The organism is Microbacterium sp. MMO-20, from assembly GCF_037147735.1.
Classification (GTDB): domain Bacteria; phylum Actinomycetota; class Actinomycetes; order Actinomycetales; family Microbacteriaceae; genus Microbacterium.
The window spans coordinates 212,398-226,741 of sequence record NZ_JBBCUU010000002.1 but is presented as its reverse complement, the minus strand read 5'-3'; the positions used below and the strand labels follow the sequence as shown (position 1 = coordinate 226,741).

13 protein-coding genes are annotated in these 14,344 nt (G+C 66.5%); 7 read left to right on the top strand and 6 right to left on the bottom strand.

Going from position 1 to position 14,344, the window contains the following annotated elements; all coding sequences use genetic code 11:
* Window positions 1-71: 71 nt before the first annotated feature.
* The 4 genes from WFI52_RS04665 to glf are packed head-to-tail and all read right to left on the bottom strand — an operon-like array spanning window position 72 to window position 4,378.
* Entirely contained in the window at window positions 72-1,220 is a 1,149-nt protein-coding gene (locus tag WFI52_RS04665) for a hypothetical protein (RefSeq protein ID WP_336625888.1), read from the bottom strand.
* Complete coding sequence (locus WFI52_RS04660; RefSeq protein ID WP_336625889.1) at window positions 1,220-2,020, bottom strand: ABC transporter permease; 801 nt, start codon at window positions 2,018-2,020, stop codon at window positions 1,220-1,222. The genes WFI52_RS04665 and WFI52_RS04660 overlap by 1 nt, the downstream gene beginning before the upstream one ends.
* 10 nt (window positions 2,021-2,030) lie before the next feature.
* Window positions 2,031-3,263 (bottom strand): L-2-hydroxyglutarate oxidase, encoded by a 1,233-nt coding sequence (gene lhgO / locus WFI52_RS04655; protein WP_336625890.1) that lies wholly within the window; start codon window positions 3,261-3,263, stop codon window positions 2,031-2,033.
* On the bottom strand, window positions 3,242-4,378 hold the full coding sequence (gene glf / locus WFI52_RS04650; RefSeq protein ID WP_336625891.1) for a UDP-galactopyranose mutase: 1,137 nt from the start codon (window positions 4,376-4,378) through the stop codon (window positions 3,242-3,244). The genes lhgO and glf overlap by 22 nt, the downstream gene beginning before the upstream one ends.
* Before the next feature lie 204 nt (window positions 4,379-4,582).
* Between glf and WFI52_RS04645 the strand changes: the two genes are divergently transcribed.
* From WFI52_RS04645 to WFI52_RS04630, 4 genes are read left to right on the top strand one after another with little or no spacing between them, the layout of a single operon-like run.
* Window positions 4,583-5,569: a glycosyltransferase family 2 protein gene (locus tag WFI52_RS04645; protein WP_336625892.1), complete on the top strand. Its 987-nt coding sequence runs from the start codon at window positions 4,583-4,585 to the stop codon at window positions 5,567-5,569.
* Entirely contained in the window at window positions 5,566-6,705 is a 1,140-nt protein-coding gene (locus tag WFI52_RS04640) for a DegT/DnrJ/EryC1/StrS family aminotransferase (protein WP_336625893.1), read from the top strand. The genes WFI52_RS04645 and WFI52_RS04640 overlap by 4 nt, the downstream gene beginning before the upstream one ends.
* A gap of 19 nt (window positions 6,706-6,724) precedes the next feature.
* Entirely contained in the window at window positions 6,725-7,669 is a 945-nt protein-coding gene (locus WFI52_RS04635; RefSeq protein ID WP_336625894.1) for an NAD-dependent epimerase/dehydratase family protein, read from the top strand.
* A gap of 7 nt (window positions 7,670-7,676) precedes the next feature.
* A complete protein-coding gene (locus WFI52_RS04630) occupies window positions 7,677-8,117 on the top strand; it encodes a DapH/DapD/GlmU-related protein (RefSeq protein WP_336625895.1) in 441 nt (146 codons plus the stop codon).
* Between the two features lie 24 nt (window positions 8,118-8,141).
* Here WFI52_RS04630 and WFI52_RS04625 read toward each other — a convergent pair whose 3' ends face one another.
* Window positions 8,142-9,101: a Gfo/Idh/MocA family protein gene (locus WFI52_RS04625; RefSeq protein ID WP_336625896.1), complete on the bottom strand. Its 960-nt coding sequence runs from the start codon at window positions 9,099-9,101 to the stop codon at window positions 8,142-8,144.
* The gene (locus tag WFI52_RS04620; protein WP_336625897.1) at window positions 9,101-10,198 is read right to left on the bottom strand and encodes a DegT/DnrJ/EryC1/StrS family aminotransferase; all 1,098 of its coding nucleotides are present in this window, start codon (window positions 10,196-10,198) and stop codon (window positions 9,101-9,103) included. The genes WFI52_RS04625 and WFI52_RS04620 overlap by 1 nt, the downstream gene beginning before the upstream one ends.
* Before the next feature lie 179 nt (window positions 10,199-10,377).
* Between WFI52_RS04620 and WFI52_RS04615 the strand changes: the two genes are divergently transcribed.
* Genes WFI52_RS04615 through WFI52_RS04605 form a run of 3 tightly spaced genes read left to right on the top strand, consistent with a single transcriptional unit; the run spans window position 10,378 to window position 14,336 of the window.
* Complete coding sequence (locus tag WFI52_RS04615) at window positions 10,378-11,109, top strand: acyl-ACP--UDP-N- acetylglucosamine O-acyltransferase (RefSeq protein ID WP_336625898.1); 732 nt, start codon at window positions 10,378-10,380, stop codon at window positions 11,107-11,109.
* Window positions 11,106-12,092: a lysylphosphatidylglycerol synthase domain-containing protein gene (locus WFI52_RS04610; protein WP_336625899.1), complete on the top strand. Its 987-nt coding sequence runs from the start codon at window positions 11,106-11,108 to the stop codon at window positions 12,090-12,092. Before WFI52_RS04615 ends, WFI52_RS04610 begins: the two co-directional genes overlap by 4 nt.
* A gap of 9 nt (window positions 12,093-12,101) precedes the next feature.
* Window positions 12,102-14,336 (top strand): hypothetical protein, encoded by a 2,235-nt coding sequence (locus WFI52_RS04605; RefSeq protein ID WP_336625900.1) that lies wholly within the window; start codon window positions 12,102-12,104, stop codon window positions 14,334-14,336.
* Window positions 14,337-14,344: the final 8 nt, after the last annotated feature.

Sequence of the window (14,344 nt, the reverse complement as noted above, 5' to 3'; positions counted from 1 at the left end):
GGACTCCTCTCGCATCTGGAGATCGACGTGGAGCCCCGTCTGGGCCGTGAAAACAGACGTGTAATCCTCAGTCATCGCTGTCCACCTTCCGTCGCCGCGGAGTTCTCTCGATGCAAGACGAGCACCGCGTGAGGTTCACGCACCATGAGCAATGCGATGTCTCGCATCGCACCATATGGAATCGTGGTGGCCGCAACGATCGCGAAGACGATCCATGCGAAGGGCCCATCGGAAGCCAGCCAGGGTAGGAACGGAAGAGCGAAGACAATCAGGATCGCCGCGACGAGCACGCGCACCGAAGAAGCGATGACAACGTTTCTGCGGCGTGGCCGAGGCGCTTGGGCCATGGCGACATAGGCGAGTGATCGCACAGAAGACTGACGCGGATGCTCAACGAGTCGCTTGCGAAGAGCTGTTGTGCAACCGCGTGCCTCTGCCACCGCAGCGGGCGTCGCCATCTCGGCCCAGGTCTTGAGTCTCTCCGGCAAAGCAAGCATCACCGCGCCCTGACGTTCTTCAGGTCGTGACGCGTGCGAGCCGCGAAACGAGAGCCAATCCGCGCGTGCGTTCTCCGCGATGAGCCGCATGTACGCATCGCTCCACCAGTCGCGAAGGACCGCTCGCTCTTCATGGGTCAACACAGACAGCCGGAGCATGTTTTCCGCAACGCTGCGCTTCACGGTGCGCCGCAGTCGCGCGGCGCACGCTTTTCCGCTCGCGCTGAGCGTCGGCAGATCACCAAATCTCATCACTGTCGATGAGCTGATCTCCTGTTGCTCATATCTCAGTAATCCACGTTCCTCCGCGTCAATCCACTCGTCCCAGACTCGAATAACCGATTCAGGCGGGTGCCACCGTCGACTCGGCACGAATCCCGCCGAAGCCCACAGATGTTCAGGGTCTGCGCGCCGATCTTCGAGGGCCTGCGCGAGAGAGATGGCTCGGCCAGTGATCAAGAGGGGAAGCTGCACGGTGGACAAACCGAGATCTCGCAGGACGCCAGAGGGACCGAGCGCGAGAAAGTAGGCCCCATCCAGGACCATCGCGTCAGTGACGACCACGGACTCAGCCACGATCATGCCGACCCGAAGCCGTTGCGTCAGCTCCCGAAGCGCAACGGCCGGATCGCGATCGTCGAAGGAACGCGCCTGCGCGGGCGAATCGAACTCGGCGATCAACAGCCGTCCGCCGGATCGAAGCGACGAGGTCGACTCTGCCATCACAGCTCCTTCAGGACCGACGGTTCGAGCCGGCGGAAGACGACGAGGCCCAGCGCGAGGAAGGCGAGCGACATCACTGCCGCGACGAGCACCGCCGTGGCATCCCACTGGTCGGGGAAGAGACCGACCCGATAGAGGGCGAAGATGCCCGACAGCGGGTTGAAGACGGCGAGTTCCCGGAACGGGCTCGGCAGATCGGCGAGCCCGTAGATGATGGGCGATGCGTAGAAGAGCGCGCGGAGGATGAGGCGCGTGGTGCGCTCGAGGTCGGCCCACAGTGCGCAGAGCGGTGCCACGATGAGGCCGAGCCCGGTGAGGAGGATGGCCTGCAGCAGGATGCCGACGGGGAAGAGGAGGATCATAGGGTTCAGCTCGGCTCGGGGAACCGCGAACACCGCGAAGAGGATGAGCACGGGGATCGAGAAGGCGAACTCGATGCCTTTGCTCAGGACGATGCGGCCGACCCAGATCGAGCGCGGAATGGCGGTGGAGCGGACGAGCTTCGCGTCGCGGTTGAAGGCCTTCGTGAGGTCTCCCACCGCGGAGTTGAACCACACCCAGGGCAGAAGACCTGCGATGAGGAACACGATGTAGGGCTCGCCACCGATGCCGTTCCGCTGGAAGACGAGCGTGAAGACGAACCAGTAGATGACGCTCATGACGAGCGGATCGAGCACCGACCAGAGGTACCCGAGCGCGCTCGTCGCGTATCGCACCTTGAGGTCGCGCGCCGACAGCAGCCACAGCGAGTGGACATAGCGCCGGGCGGAGCCAGGGGCGCCGACGACGGCGGAGGTCACGGGGACGAGTCTATGAGGCGGGCACGGTGAGATAGTGCTCGATCACATACTGCGCGATCGCGATCGAACTCGTCGCGGCCGGGGACGGCGCATTGCGCAGAATCGTCACGGGCCCTACCTGATCTACGGCGAAATCGTCGAGCAGGGCTCCGTCCTTGCCCCACGCCTGAGCACGAACGCCCGCCCCGCTCTTGACGTCGAGGTCTGACAGGCGAAGGTCAGGGACGAAGCGCTGCGCCTTGCGGAAGTAGAGAGGCTTGATCAGCGACCCGCTGATCTCGTCCACGCCCATGCGCCAGTGCTGCTTGGCGAGCGGCCAAGCACCCGGCCACGTGAGGGAATCCCACGTATCCTTCGGCGACATCCGCAGCCACCGGTACCCTTCGCGGGCGAGGGCGGGAACGGCGTTCGGTCCGACGTGGACGTTGTCGTAGACGCCGCGTGTGAAATGCACCCCCAGAAATGGGAAGCGCGGGTCCGGGACGGGGTAGATCATTCCCGAGACGAGATCGGTGCGATCGTGGCGGAGCTCCCAGTACTCGCCGCGGAACGGCAGGATTTTCGGCGACGGATCGGCTCCCACCATCTTCGCGACGACGTCCGACTGGAGGCCCGCCGCCGCGATCACGCGGTCGAAGAGGTACTCGCCCGCCGTCGTGATCACCCGCACGCGACCGTTCTCCAGGCGCATCGCCGTGACCTCGGTGTGCAGCAGAACACGTCCGCCTGCGGCGCGGACGTCCTGTCCCATGGCATCCGTGATCGACGCGTAATCGACGACGGCGGTGTGCGGGGAGTGGACGGCGGCGACGCCGGCGACGTGCGGTTCGATCTCCCGAAGCTTCGCGACGTCGTCGATGCGGGCGAGGTCGGGCACGCCGTTCTCCCGCGAACGCCGCTCGATCTCCGCGAGCGCCCCGAGTTCACTCTCGTCCACCGCGACGACGAGCTTGCCCACCTCGCGGTACGGCAACCCCTTCTCCTCGCAGAACTCGCGGATCTGGACGCGCCCCTTCGCGCACAGCGTCGCCTTCAGCGAGCCTGGAGCGTAATAGAGGCCGGCATGGACGACACCCGAGTTGTGCCCGGTCTGATGCTCCGAGAGGCGCGCTTCCTTCTCGAGCACCGTCACCTCGGCGCCGGATGCGGCGAGCTCGCGCGCAAGCGCGACACCCACGATGCCGCCGCCGATGATCCCGATCTGCTCGGACATATGCCTCCTCAGGCGAGCGTGTTGTTCCACATCGACAGTGCCGAGCCGATGGCCATGTGCATGTCGAGGTATTGGTAGGTGCCCAGGCGTCCACCGAAGTGCACGTCCTTCTCTCCCTTAGCCAACTCGCGGTAGGCGAGCAGTCCCGCCCGATCCGCCTCCGTGTTCACGGGGTAATACGGCTCGTCGTCGCGTGTCGCGAAGCGCGAGAATTCACGCATGATCACGGTGCGGTCCTTCGGATAGCGATCCGCGCGCTCGGGGTGGAAGTGCTTGAACTCGTGGATCCGGGTGTAGGGCACCTCGGCATCCGCGTAGTTCATGACGCTCGTGCCCTGGAAGTCGCCGACGTCGAGGACCTCCTCCTCGAAGTCGAGGGTCCGCCAGCTGAGCGCGCCTTCCGCGTAGTCGAAGTAGCGGTCGACCGGGCCGGTGTAGACGACCGGGACCTGCCCGACGGTGGCCTTCCTGTTGAGCGGCTGGCTCTCGTCGAAGTAGTCGACCTCGAGCTTCACCTCGATGTTCGCGTGATCGGCCATGCGCTCCAGCCACGCCGTGTATCCGTCGGTCGGCAGGCCTTCCCACGTGTCGTTGAAGTACCGGTTGTCGTACGTGTAGCGCACGGGGAGACGGCTGATGATCTCCGCGGGAAGCTGGGTCGGGTCGGTCTGCCACTGCTTGGCGGTGTAGTCGCGGATGAACGCCTCGTACAGCGGGCGCCCGATGAGGCCGATGCCGCGCTCCTCGAGGTTCTGAGCCTCCTTGGCGTCGAATTCTCCAGCCAGCTCGTGCACGAGCGCGCGGGCCTCGTCCGGCGTATAGGCGGCCTGGAAGAACTGGTTGATCGTCCCGAGGTTGATCGGCAGGGGGAAAACCACGCCGTTGTGGTTCGTGTAGACCCGGTGGACGTACTCGGTGAACGTCGTGAACCGGTTCACGTACTTCCACACCGTCGCATTCGAGGTGTGGAACAAGTGAGCGCCGTACCGGTGCACCTCGATGCCGGTGGATGCCTCGTTCTCGCTGTAGGCGTTGCCGCCGATGTGGTGGCGGCGATCGATGACCGTCACCTTCCGGCCCGCGGCAGCCGCGCGCTCAGCGATCGTAAGGCCGAAAAAACCCGAGCCGACGATGAGGAGATCCATGTGAACGTCCGAATCTGAGGTTGATGGGAACAGGAACGGTGAGAAGCCCGCACATGCACGCGTCGAATCACGCGACTTCCAATCCTAGCCTCGGCACCTGACGCGAACCCGTATGTGCCACGCAGGTGAGCGATTCATCGCTGGTAGGCTGGGACGGAGCGTGCGTGGGATTCCTGCACGCCCGCACGACACCGAAAGGTCACGATGGCTCCGACGAAGCCCCTGCTGAGTCTCGTCATTCCCGCTTACAACGAAGTGGACTCGGCGCCCGAGATCGCGGAGTTCTTCGACAGCATCGTCGCCGCGCATCCCGACATCGACTTCGAGATCATCGTCATCGACGACGGATCTACGGACGGAACGTCGACCGCCTTCGAATCGGCGCTCGCGCACGTCCCCGCCGCCCGCATCGTGAGTCTGTCACGGAACTTCGGGTCCCACGCCGGCATCAGTGCAGGGTTCGCCTATGCACGCGGCGACGCCGCCTTGACGCTGAGCGCAGACCGGCAAGAACCGCTGGAGGCGATCGGACAGTTCATCGATGCGTGGCGAGACGGCGGTGAGATCGTCTGGGGGCTGCGCAGCGTGCGAGCCGTCAAGAAAGGCGTCGGCGACACCTTCGCCCGTGGGTTCTCCCGCGTCTACGGGGCGAACTCGGACGTCCCCAACTATCCGTCCGAGGGTCCGTCGCAGATCCTCCTCAGCCGCGCGGCGCTGGATGCCCTCAACGCGATGCCCGAGTTGAACCGCAACGTCCTCGCGATGGCGGCCTGGGTCGGCTTCGATCAGCGGCGCGTCTACTTCGAACAGCTCCCGCGCCCGCACGGCACATCGAAGTGGACGACGAAGCGCAAGATGAAGCTCGTCGTGGACTCGTTCGTGGAGTTCTCCCACGCCCCCGTCGAGTGGGTCGCGTGGGGTGGACTGATCATCGGGGCGCTCGGCGGACTCCTCCTCCTGCTCGCGCTCGTGCTCGCCTTCTTTACCGGCATCGGCGCGGCCATTGCGCTCCTGTCAGGAGTGGTACTCGCGACCGGGGGTATGGTCCTGGTCGGCATCGGCGTGCTCGGCGAGTACGTGTGGCGCGCCGGCGATGACGCCCGCCGACGCCCGGTGTACATCGTCCGGAGAGTGTCCGATGTCGGCACTGCCACCGGCAACCCGCAAGAGAATCCGTCAGGAGAGAGATGACCCGCACCGTAGCCCTGGGCGCGCCCACCGTCGGCGAAGAGGAGATCGACGCGATCCGCGAGGTATTCGCCTCGGGATGGCTTTCCGGCGCCGGCCCGTCGTGCCTCGCCTTCGAGAAGGAGTTCGCCGCGGTAGCCGGCGTCGACAACGTCCTCTCGACGAGCAACTGCGGCTCCGCGCTCCACCTCGGCCAGCTGGCCCTCGGGGTGAAGCCCGGTGACGAGGTGATCGTCGGCGACTACACCTTCCCCGCCACCGGACACTCGGTGCTCTGGAGCGGCGCGACTCCCGTCTTCGTCGATGTGCGTCCCGACACCTGGTCGATCGACCCCGCCCTGATCGAAGCCGCGATCACGCCGCGCACGGTCGGCATCATCGCCGTCGACCCCTTCGGCCAGCCGGCCGACTACGACGAGATCAACGCCATCGCGCGCAAGCACGGCCTGTGGGTCATCGAAGACGCGGCGTGTGCGACGGGCGCGACGTACAAGGGACGACCGGTCGGTTCACTCGCGGATGCCACCGCCTACAGCTTCCACGGCCGCAAGGGCATCACGTCCGGCGAGGGCGGCGCACTGGCGAGCGCGCGAGCGGATCTCATCGATCACGCCCGCAAGCTCCACACGTACGGCATCGCCCCCGCCATCACGCGCGAAGGCGCCACGACGCTGCCCGTCCCCTCGTTCGATGAACTCGGCTACAACTACCGGTTGTCCGACATCCAGGCCGCTGTCATGCGTGTCCAGGTGCGTCGCCTGCCGGAGCTTCTCGCCGCGCGCAACCGCGTCGCCGACGGGTACCGCGAGCGTCTCGGCGACCTCGCGGAGATCGTCCTGCCCACTGCGCTAGCCGACCGCACGCACCCGTGGCAGTCCTACGTGATCACGGTGGCTCCGGAACTCGACCGGGGCGCGGTCGCGATGGCGCTGCGCGCCGCCGGAGTCGGGTGCAACTTCGGCACCTACGCGAGCCACCTGCAGCCTCTCTACGGCCAGCAGGCGCCTCTTCCGGTGTCCGCAGACATCTTCGCGCGCCACATCGCGATCCCCATGCACGCAAACCTCACCGACGACGACGTGGACTACGTGTCCGACACCCTCCGTCGCGTCGTGACCGATCCCGCACACCGCCGCTGATTCAGGAGAGAAGAACACCATGACCGACAACCGCACCGTCTTCGTTGCCGGAGGCGCGGGATTCATCGGACTTCACGTCGTCGAGCAGCTGCTCGAGCGCGACTGGAAAGTGCGCATCTTCGACAACATGTGGCGCGGGGACCGCGATCGGGCCAACGCGCTCGCGGCTTCGCACGGCGTCGAGGTCATCGACCAGGACATCCGCTCGGGCGCCGCTGTCGCGGCGGCCATGAAGGGCGCCTCCCACGTCATCCACCTCGCAGCGGACTCGATCAACAAGAGCGTCGCCGACCCGTACAGCTCGGTCGACGTCAACATGGTCGGCTCGCACAACATCTTCTCCGTCGCCGCCGAACAGGGCATCCAGCGCGTCGTCTACGCGTCGAGCGCGTCGGTGTACGGCGACCCTGAGAAGCTGCCCATGCACGAGGATGACCGTCTGAACCCGCTCACGCCGTACTGCATCGGCAAGCGCACCGGCGAGGACCTCCTCGCCTACTACGGGCGCAAGAGCGATCTGTCCTGGATCGCGCTGCGCTTCTTCAACGTCTACGGGCCCGGCCAGAAGACGACGGCGTACTACACGAGCGTGATCAACCACTTCGTGAACCGCCTCCGCAAGGGCGAGGCGCCCGTCATCGACGGCGCGGGTGAGCAGTCCATGGACTTCATCCACGTCAAGGACATCGCGCGCGCCGTCGTGCTGGCCACCGAGTCCGAGAAGGCGAACGCGGCGATCAACGTCGGCACCGGCATCGACACGAGCGTCGCACGCCTCGCACAGATCCTCATCGACGCGATCGGCGCCGATGTCGAGCCCCAGTTCAACCCCCGCCCCGTGCTGGTGAGCCGTCGCGCCGCCGACACCACCCGCGCGAAGGAGATGATCGGCTTCGAGTACTCCATCCCGGTGGACGAGGGCATGACCGACCTCATCCGCTACGAAGCCGCGCAGGACAAGTAAGACCGCCATGTCGTCAGCCCTCCCGGAGAACCCGTACAACCCGCACGCCTGGATCGTCGGGGAACCCGTCGTCGGCGAGGGCACCTGGATCGGCGCCTTCACCGTCATCGACGGATCGGGAGGGCTGACGATCGGCAAGGGATGCGACATCTCTTCGGGGGTGCACATCTACACACACTCGTCGGCGCGCCGCTGCATCTCGGGCCGCGCATTCGCCGAGGTGGAGCGTCGTCCCGTGACGATCGGTGATCGCGTCTTCATCGGCGCGAACGCCGTCATCAACATGGGTGTGACGATCGGCGACGCGGCGGTCGTCGGGGCGGGCGCCGTCGTCACGGCGGACGTGCCCGCGGGCGTCGTCGTTGCGGGCGTGCCCGCACGGATCATCGCCGATGTCGTACCCGGAACGGCAGCCGACCCACGCCCGGAGTTCGCATCGCGGTCGTGACCGCGATGCGACGAGAGGCAGGCCTCAGGCGGGGCGGCCTCCCAGCGCACGGTCGACGATCTGGTGCGCCGGCAAGATCGAACGGCGCTCGTCGTCCATATCGATACGCCCCGCGATGAGGTCGAGGAAGCGTGAGAACTGCGTCGCGAGGGGCTCGCGACCGGTGATCTCCGGCACTTCCATCTCCGTGGCCTGCCGATAGCCTGCGCCGCCGGCGCGATCCTCCGACACCGTGGTGTGACGGTACAGGGTGACACCACGGCGCAACAAATCGACCTCGACCATCGACTCGAGGGTCTGAATGAGCAGCGAACGCACTTTGCGCTGGCCGAGTCTGCTCGCGGATGCCGAGGCGATACCGCCGCTCGGGAAGCGCAGCGATACGTCGATGACGTCCTCCGCACCTGGCACGGAATCGGGGTGGAATTGCCCCACCTCGACATTGATCTGAGTCGGCTCGCCACCTCCGAACAGTTGCGAGAGCAGGTCGACATCGTGTACCAGAAGGTCCCACGCCACGCCCGTCTTGATGCGGGGCGCGTAGGGAGAGTGTCTGTCCGCGCGCGCGTACAGGGGCCCGTCGACCATCCTCATCGCGGCCATCACCGCGGGATTGTATCGCTCGAGGAATCCGCACATCAGCGGAGTGCCGTGCTTCTCGCTCAACGAGAGGATCTCGACGGTCTGCGCGAGCGACGGGCACACCGGCTTCTCGATGAGCAGCGGAAGCCCGCGAGAAACGATACGCGTCGCGAGGTCGAAGTGGTGCTCCGTGGATGCGGCGACCACGACGGCGTCGACGTCCTTCAGATCGTCGACGTCGGCGATCCATTCGGCGCCGTAGGTGTGCGCGAGCGGCGCCCCGGACGATTCGAACGGGTCGACGATCGCCACCAGATGCGCATCCGGATTCTCGGCCATGATGCGCGCATGGTTGCGCCCCATCGATCCCGCACCGACGAGGGCGACCCGCGGCGCCGACATCAGCGGTTCCCGAGCGCGGTACGGACCGCGGCGGCGATCACGTCGAGATCGTCCTCGGCGAGGTGCTGGTGAACGGGCAGGGACACGCAGCGTGCGGCCACGCTGTCGGCCACGGGCGTCGCCGACCGGATGACATCGGCCCGATCCGCATAGGTCTCGTAGTCGTACACCGGCTTCGGGTAGTAGATCCCGGTCCCGACGCCTTCCGCCGTCATCCGTTCGACGAAACCAGCGCGATCGACGCCCTCGGGCAGAATCACGGTGAACTGGTGCCAGACGTGCTCACGCCCCGGCAGTTGAGCAGGCAGGATGAGGCCGGGCACATCCGACAGCCGCTCGATGAGCCCGGAAGCGTTCGCGCGCCGCGCCGCGAGAAGGCTGTCGTAAGCATCCAGCTGCGGCAGGACGACGGCTGCCTGCAGGTCCGTCAGGCGGTAGTTGTGCCCGGCCATGACGTACTCATAGCGCGCGCGCATACCCTGGTTGCGCATGATCCGCAGACGCTCGGCGACCTCGTCGTCGTTCGTCGTGACCACACCGCCTTCGCCCGTCGTGAGGTTCTTCGTCGCGTAGAACGAGAAGCAGCCGATCCCGAAGGTGCCCACGCCGCGACCCTCGAAGGTGGCGCCGTGCGCCTGGGCGGCATCCTCGACCAACGCGAGGTCGTGTTCGGCGGCGATCTGCGCGAGTGCACCGATATCAGCGGACTGACCGTAGAGGTGCACCGGCATGATGACGCGGGTCCGGTCGGTGATCTGCGAACGAACGGACTCGGGGTCGAGGCCGAAGTCCTCGGTGCGGATGTCGCCGAAACGCACCGTCGCACCGGCTTCCAGAATCGCGTTCAGCGTCGCGATGAACGTGAACGGGCTCGTGATCACTTCGTCGCCCGGCTGCAGTTGCAGGGACTGAATGGCGGCGACCAGCGCTGTCGTACCGTTGTTGACGGCGACCGCGTGCTTCGCCCCGACGAGCGCCGCGAATCGCGATTCGAACTCGGCGACGACCGGACCCTGTGCAATGCTGCCGGACCGAATCACTCGAAGAACGCTCTCCTCGACCTCGGGGCCGAGCCGGACAGTGGTAATGGGAATCACAGCAGTTCTACCTCGCGATGTGGGGGTTCGTGGAGCGATTCCCATCCTAGTACCGCACCCCAGCCGCTCCTGAGAGGCATGGAGCCGGGCATACGTTAGGCTTACGTGGTTCCAACGCGTGCCCGGCGCGCTTCGACGAGCCTCGCGGACGACACGCACGGCCGGATCTAAGGCATGAGATGAACCTCGACCCCCACATCCATCCCTCGGCGTTCATCGGTGACGGTGTGACCCTCGGCGCGGACGTCAGCATCGGACCCGCAGCAGTACTTGTGGGGCCGCTCACGGTAGGGGATCGCGTGTGGATCGGGCCGGGAGCCGTCATCGGGACTCCCCCTGAGATCTCCAGCCTCCATCAGGATCGCGGCTGGGCGGGCGAAGCCGGGCATCGCGGAGTCACGATCGGCGACGACGTCGTCATCCGTGAGTCGGTCACGATCCAGCAGGGCAGCCATCGGACCACGAGCATCGGCGATCGCACCTGGCTCTTGTCCGCCTCCTACGTTGCGCACGACGGTCTCGTCGGGGCGGACGTCACGCTGTCGGCGGGTGCGCGTCTGGGCGGACACGTCGTCGTCGGCGGGTTCGCGAACATCGGAATGAACGCGACCGTCCACCAACGACGCATCGTCGGCGCCGGCGCGATGGTGGGGATGGCGACGCCGGTCGCACGCGACGTTCCGCCGTTCGCGAAGGTGTTCGGTTCGCCCGCGCGCATGCACGGTCTCAACGAGTACGTGCTGCGCAAGATCGGGGCATCCGACGAAACCATCGCCGCCATCGCGGCCGCGTACGGCAGCGGGCGGTTCGATCTGCGCGAGGCCACGCAAGACGCCGCCGTCGAAGAGTTCGCGCGCTGGTGGGCGACGCAGGATGCCGGGCCCACCGTGCCTGCGGAGCTCGAGCAATGAGCGCGACCGAAACCGGTCCGACGCCCGCGAAGTCCTGGCGCAACCACGCCCTCAATGTCGCGCGCATCGTGCTGATCGTTCTCGTGGTTGCCGCGGCCGTCTGGCAACTGTGGACGAACTGGGACGACGTCGCGCACACTGTCGCCGACCTCCAGTGGCATCGGACGGTGCTCTCCCTCCTCGCCGTCGTCGTCGGCATCGGCATGTCGACCCTCAGCTGGCAGGTTCTGCTCGACGACCTCGGCAAGCCGATCGGCATCGGCCGCGGTGCACAGATCTTCCTCGTCGGTCAACTCGGAAAGTACCTGCCCGGATCGATCTGGGCCTATGTGCTCCAGCTCGAGCTGGGACGCAAGGCCGGCCTCGCGCGGGCGCGCGTATTCGCGGCGACGCTCTTCTCGGTCGTCATCGCGGTCGTCGCCGCACTCATTGCCGGTTCGTTGGCGATCCCCGAACTCGTGCAACAGGACGAGCGGCTTGCCTGGCTGCCCTGGTTGTACATCGCTCTCCCGTTCGCGCTGATCCTCGTGTACCCCCCGGTCCTCACCTGGATCGTTCGCGTCGGGTTCCGCATTCTGCGTCGCCCCCGCCCCGACCACCCGGTCCGCCTCCGGATCGTTCTGACTTCTCTCGCCTTCGCGCTGGGGTCGTACATCGCCTTCGGGGCGCATTTGTGGCTTCTCGCAGACAACCGCGAGGGCTTGTCTCTCGGACCCCTCGCGCTGTGCGTGGGGACGATGGGAATCGCGATGCTCGCCGGGCTCGTGTTCTTCCTGCTCCCCTCGGGCGTGGGCGCTCGGGAGCTCGTGATCATCGTGGCGCTCACTCCCCTCGTCGGCGCGGGGGCCGCAACGGCGTATGCCGCGGTCTCGCGCGTCATGTTCATCGTCGCCGACCTCGCCACCGCCGGCAGCGCCGCCGGCATCGGCGCGTACTCACGCCGCAAACTGGGCGCGTACCATGGCGACGCCGGGATCGATTAGGACGCTCGTATGACACTCTCGATCGACAACGACACCACGATCGGTTCGGACCGCGGCGCCCGTTCGCGTGCACCCCTCGCGGTCGTCGCGATGCTCGTGACGACACTGATCGGTTCGGTGTTGCCTCTCATTCGCACGCCGAACTTCTACTTCTGGGATGACACCGCGGGGGTCGCGGTCGGTGTCTGGCAGCGGATCGCCCAGTCGGTACTCGCCGGGCAACTTCCCTTCCTTGAGCCGGACATGTGGCGAGGCGGAAACTTCGCTGCTGAAGCCGCCACCGGCATGTGGAACCCCGTGATGCTCTTCCTCATGGTCGTCACGCACCCGATCGACGATGTGGCCGTCGCGATCACCCTCGCCAAAATTTGTCTCTTCCTGATCACGGCCGGTGGGATCTATCTGCTCGCGCGCAGCTACGGCGCTCCCGAGTGGACGGCCGCCGTCGCCGGGACCGCGCTCGCGCTCTCGGGCTGGGCGATTTTCATGGACGGATCGTCCTGGATCAACGGCACCGCAATCACGGCCTTCACGCCGTGGGCGTGGTGGGCGCTGCGCCGAACGATGCTTCTGGAGTATCGGCCGTGGTCCGTCGCCGTCGCAGCGTTCTTCGCGTACCTCGTGCCGTCCACAGGAAATCCGTACGGCGTGCTCTCACTCGCGGTGGTCTTCCTGGCACTCGCCATCGAAGCCGTCGTCACCGGCCGCGCCCGGCGCATCGTCCCGCTCGTCGCGATCGGCGCCGGAGTGCTGCTCCTGGTCATCGTCGTCTATCTGCCGTTCGTCTTCACCTCGGCGTACGGTAACCGGGCCAACTCGGGTATCTGGAACGACGAATTCCTCTCCGTGAGTCTCAGCAATCTGCTCGGGATGAGCATGCCGACACATCGTCCGTACATCATGATGTGGGGGAACCCGATGGGCTTCCCGGGGACGTACCTCGCGTGGTTCATCCTCCCGCTCGTCCCCTGGATCCGCTGGCGTTCGGTCGACTGGCGTGCGCTCGTCGGCGTCATCGTCTTCGGTGGCCTGTTCCTCGTCATGGCTCTCGGCCCGTCGCAGCTCGGCATGTTCCGCTGGCCGGCTCGCCTCGTCCCCTTCGTGTATATCGCCGTGATCGTCGTCTTCGCGGTCGCCGCCGGAAAGGGGCTCATCCGTTCGCGACCCGGAGTGCGTTGGGCCGCCACGGCCGGACTCATTTTCGCGGGCACCTGGATGGCGTTCTCGGATACGCCGTCCGCGTGGAAGTGGCACGCACTCACGACAATCGCGATCGTCGTCGGCGTCTTCCTGGCCGTTCGTTGGGCGGGCACGACGTCGTGGCGCGCGTTCGCTGTTCTCGGCGTCGGCGCGATGCTCGCTCTCGTCCCGCAGCTCGCACTCACCAAGTCGAATCAGAACGTGGCCGACTACGAGATGCCTTCGTCCAAGAGCGCGCTGCAGCAGCAGTTCGCCGCTCGAAGCGACGGGATGGTCGTGCAGATCTTCGATGTGCAGAAGCTGGTCGCAGAGCACCCGGCATCCGACCGGTGGAACGACCTGCTCGCCGGGAACATGCCGAGTGTCGCCGGCTTCGAATCGACGACGGCCTACAGCGGGATCGGCTTCACCGACTTCGACGCCGCGCTGTGCATGTCCTACAACGGCGGGACGTGCGCCGCGGCATGGGACGCGCTCTGGGAGCAGCCGAAGGGTGCGGATGCCCCGTTGGCAGACCTTCTGCGCGCGCGCTACGTCGTCGTTCTCAACGACTACGCGGACAACGACGAAGCGCCATCCGGGTGGACCGAGGTCGACCGCACGGATGTCGTCACGGTCTACGAACGCGACTCCGCGATCCCCTTCCCCAACGGGACGATCTCGTCAACCGGCGCGGACGTGTCGGTGAGCGCGGACGAGAAGACCGGGGTGACCGCCGAGTCAGTCACGGTATCCACAACGGGGGGCCCATCCGGCGATCGCACCCTGACGTTCGCTCGGATCGCATGGCCCGGATACACAGTGAGCGTCGATGGCAAGAGCATCGCCGCGACATCGGGGCCGGCCGGACTGCTCACGGTCGAGCTCCCGCCGGGGCTCGACGACGCCGAGCTGACGATGCGATTCACCCCGCCCGGCCTCGTCGCGGGCCTGGTCGCGGGGGCCGCCGGAGTGATCGTCCTCGGGGGAACGATCTGGGCGTGCGCGCGCCGACGGCGCGCGGAGTCCCACGACACCGACGGTACGATTGATCAGCCTGTCTGATCCCGCGA

What these genes read in the sequence shown, in the direction of transcription:
- WFI52_RS04625 (WP_336625896.1), bottom strand. Translation starts at nt 9,101, where the DNA reads ATGTCGGCGCCGCGGGTCGCCCTCGTCGGTGCGGGATCGATGGGGCGC.
- glf (WP_336625891.1), bottom strand. Translation starts at nt 4,378, where the DNA reads ATGGATCTCCTCATCGTCGGCTCGGGTTTTTTCGGCCTTACGATCGCT.
- WFI52_RS04665 (WP_336625888.1), bottom strand. Translation starts at nt 1,220, where the DNA reads ATGGCAGAGTCGACCTCGTCGCTTCGATCCGGCGGACGGCTGTTGATC.
- WFI52_RS04635 (WP_336625894.1), top strand. Translation starts at nt 6,725, where the DNA reads ATGACCGACAACCGCACCGTCTTCGTTGCCGGAGGCGCGGGATTCATC.
- WFI52_RS04605 (WP_336625900.1), top strand. Translation starts at nt 12,102, where the DNA reads ATGACACTCTCGATCGACAACGACACCACGATCGGTTCGGACCGCGGC.
- WFI52_RS04645 (WP_336625892.1), top strand. Translation starts at nt 4,583, where the DNA reads ATGGCTCCGACGAAGCCCCTGCTGAGTCTCGTCATTCCCGCTTACAAC.
- WFI52_RS04610 (WP_336625899.1), top strand. Translation starts at nt 11,106, where the DNA reads ATGAGCGCGACCGAAACCGGTCCGACGCCCGCGAAGTCCTGGCGCAAC.
- WFI52_RS04615 (WP_336625898.1), top strand. Translation starts at nt 10,378, where the DNA reads ATGAACCTCGACCCCCACATCCATCCCTCGGCGTTCATCGGTGACGGT.
- WFI52_RS04630 (WP_336625895.1), top strand. Translation starts at nt 7,677, where the DNA reads ATGTCGTCAGCCCTCCCGGAGAACCCGTACAACCCGCACGCCTGGATC.
- WFI52_RS04640 (WP_336625893.1), top strand. Translation starts at nt 5,566, where the DNA reads ATGACCCGCACCGTAGCCCTGGGCGCGCCCACCGTCGGCGAAGAGGAG.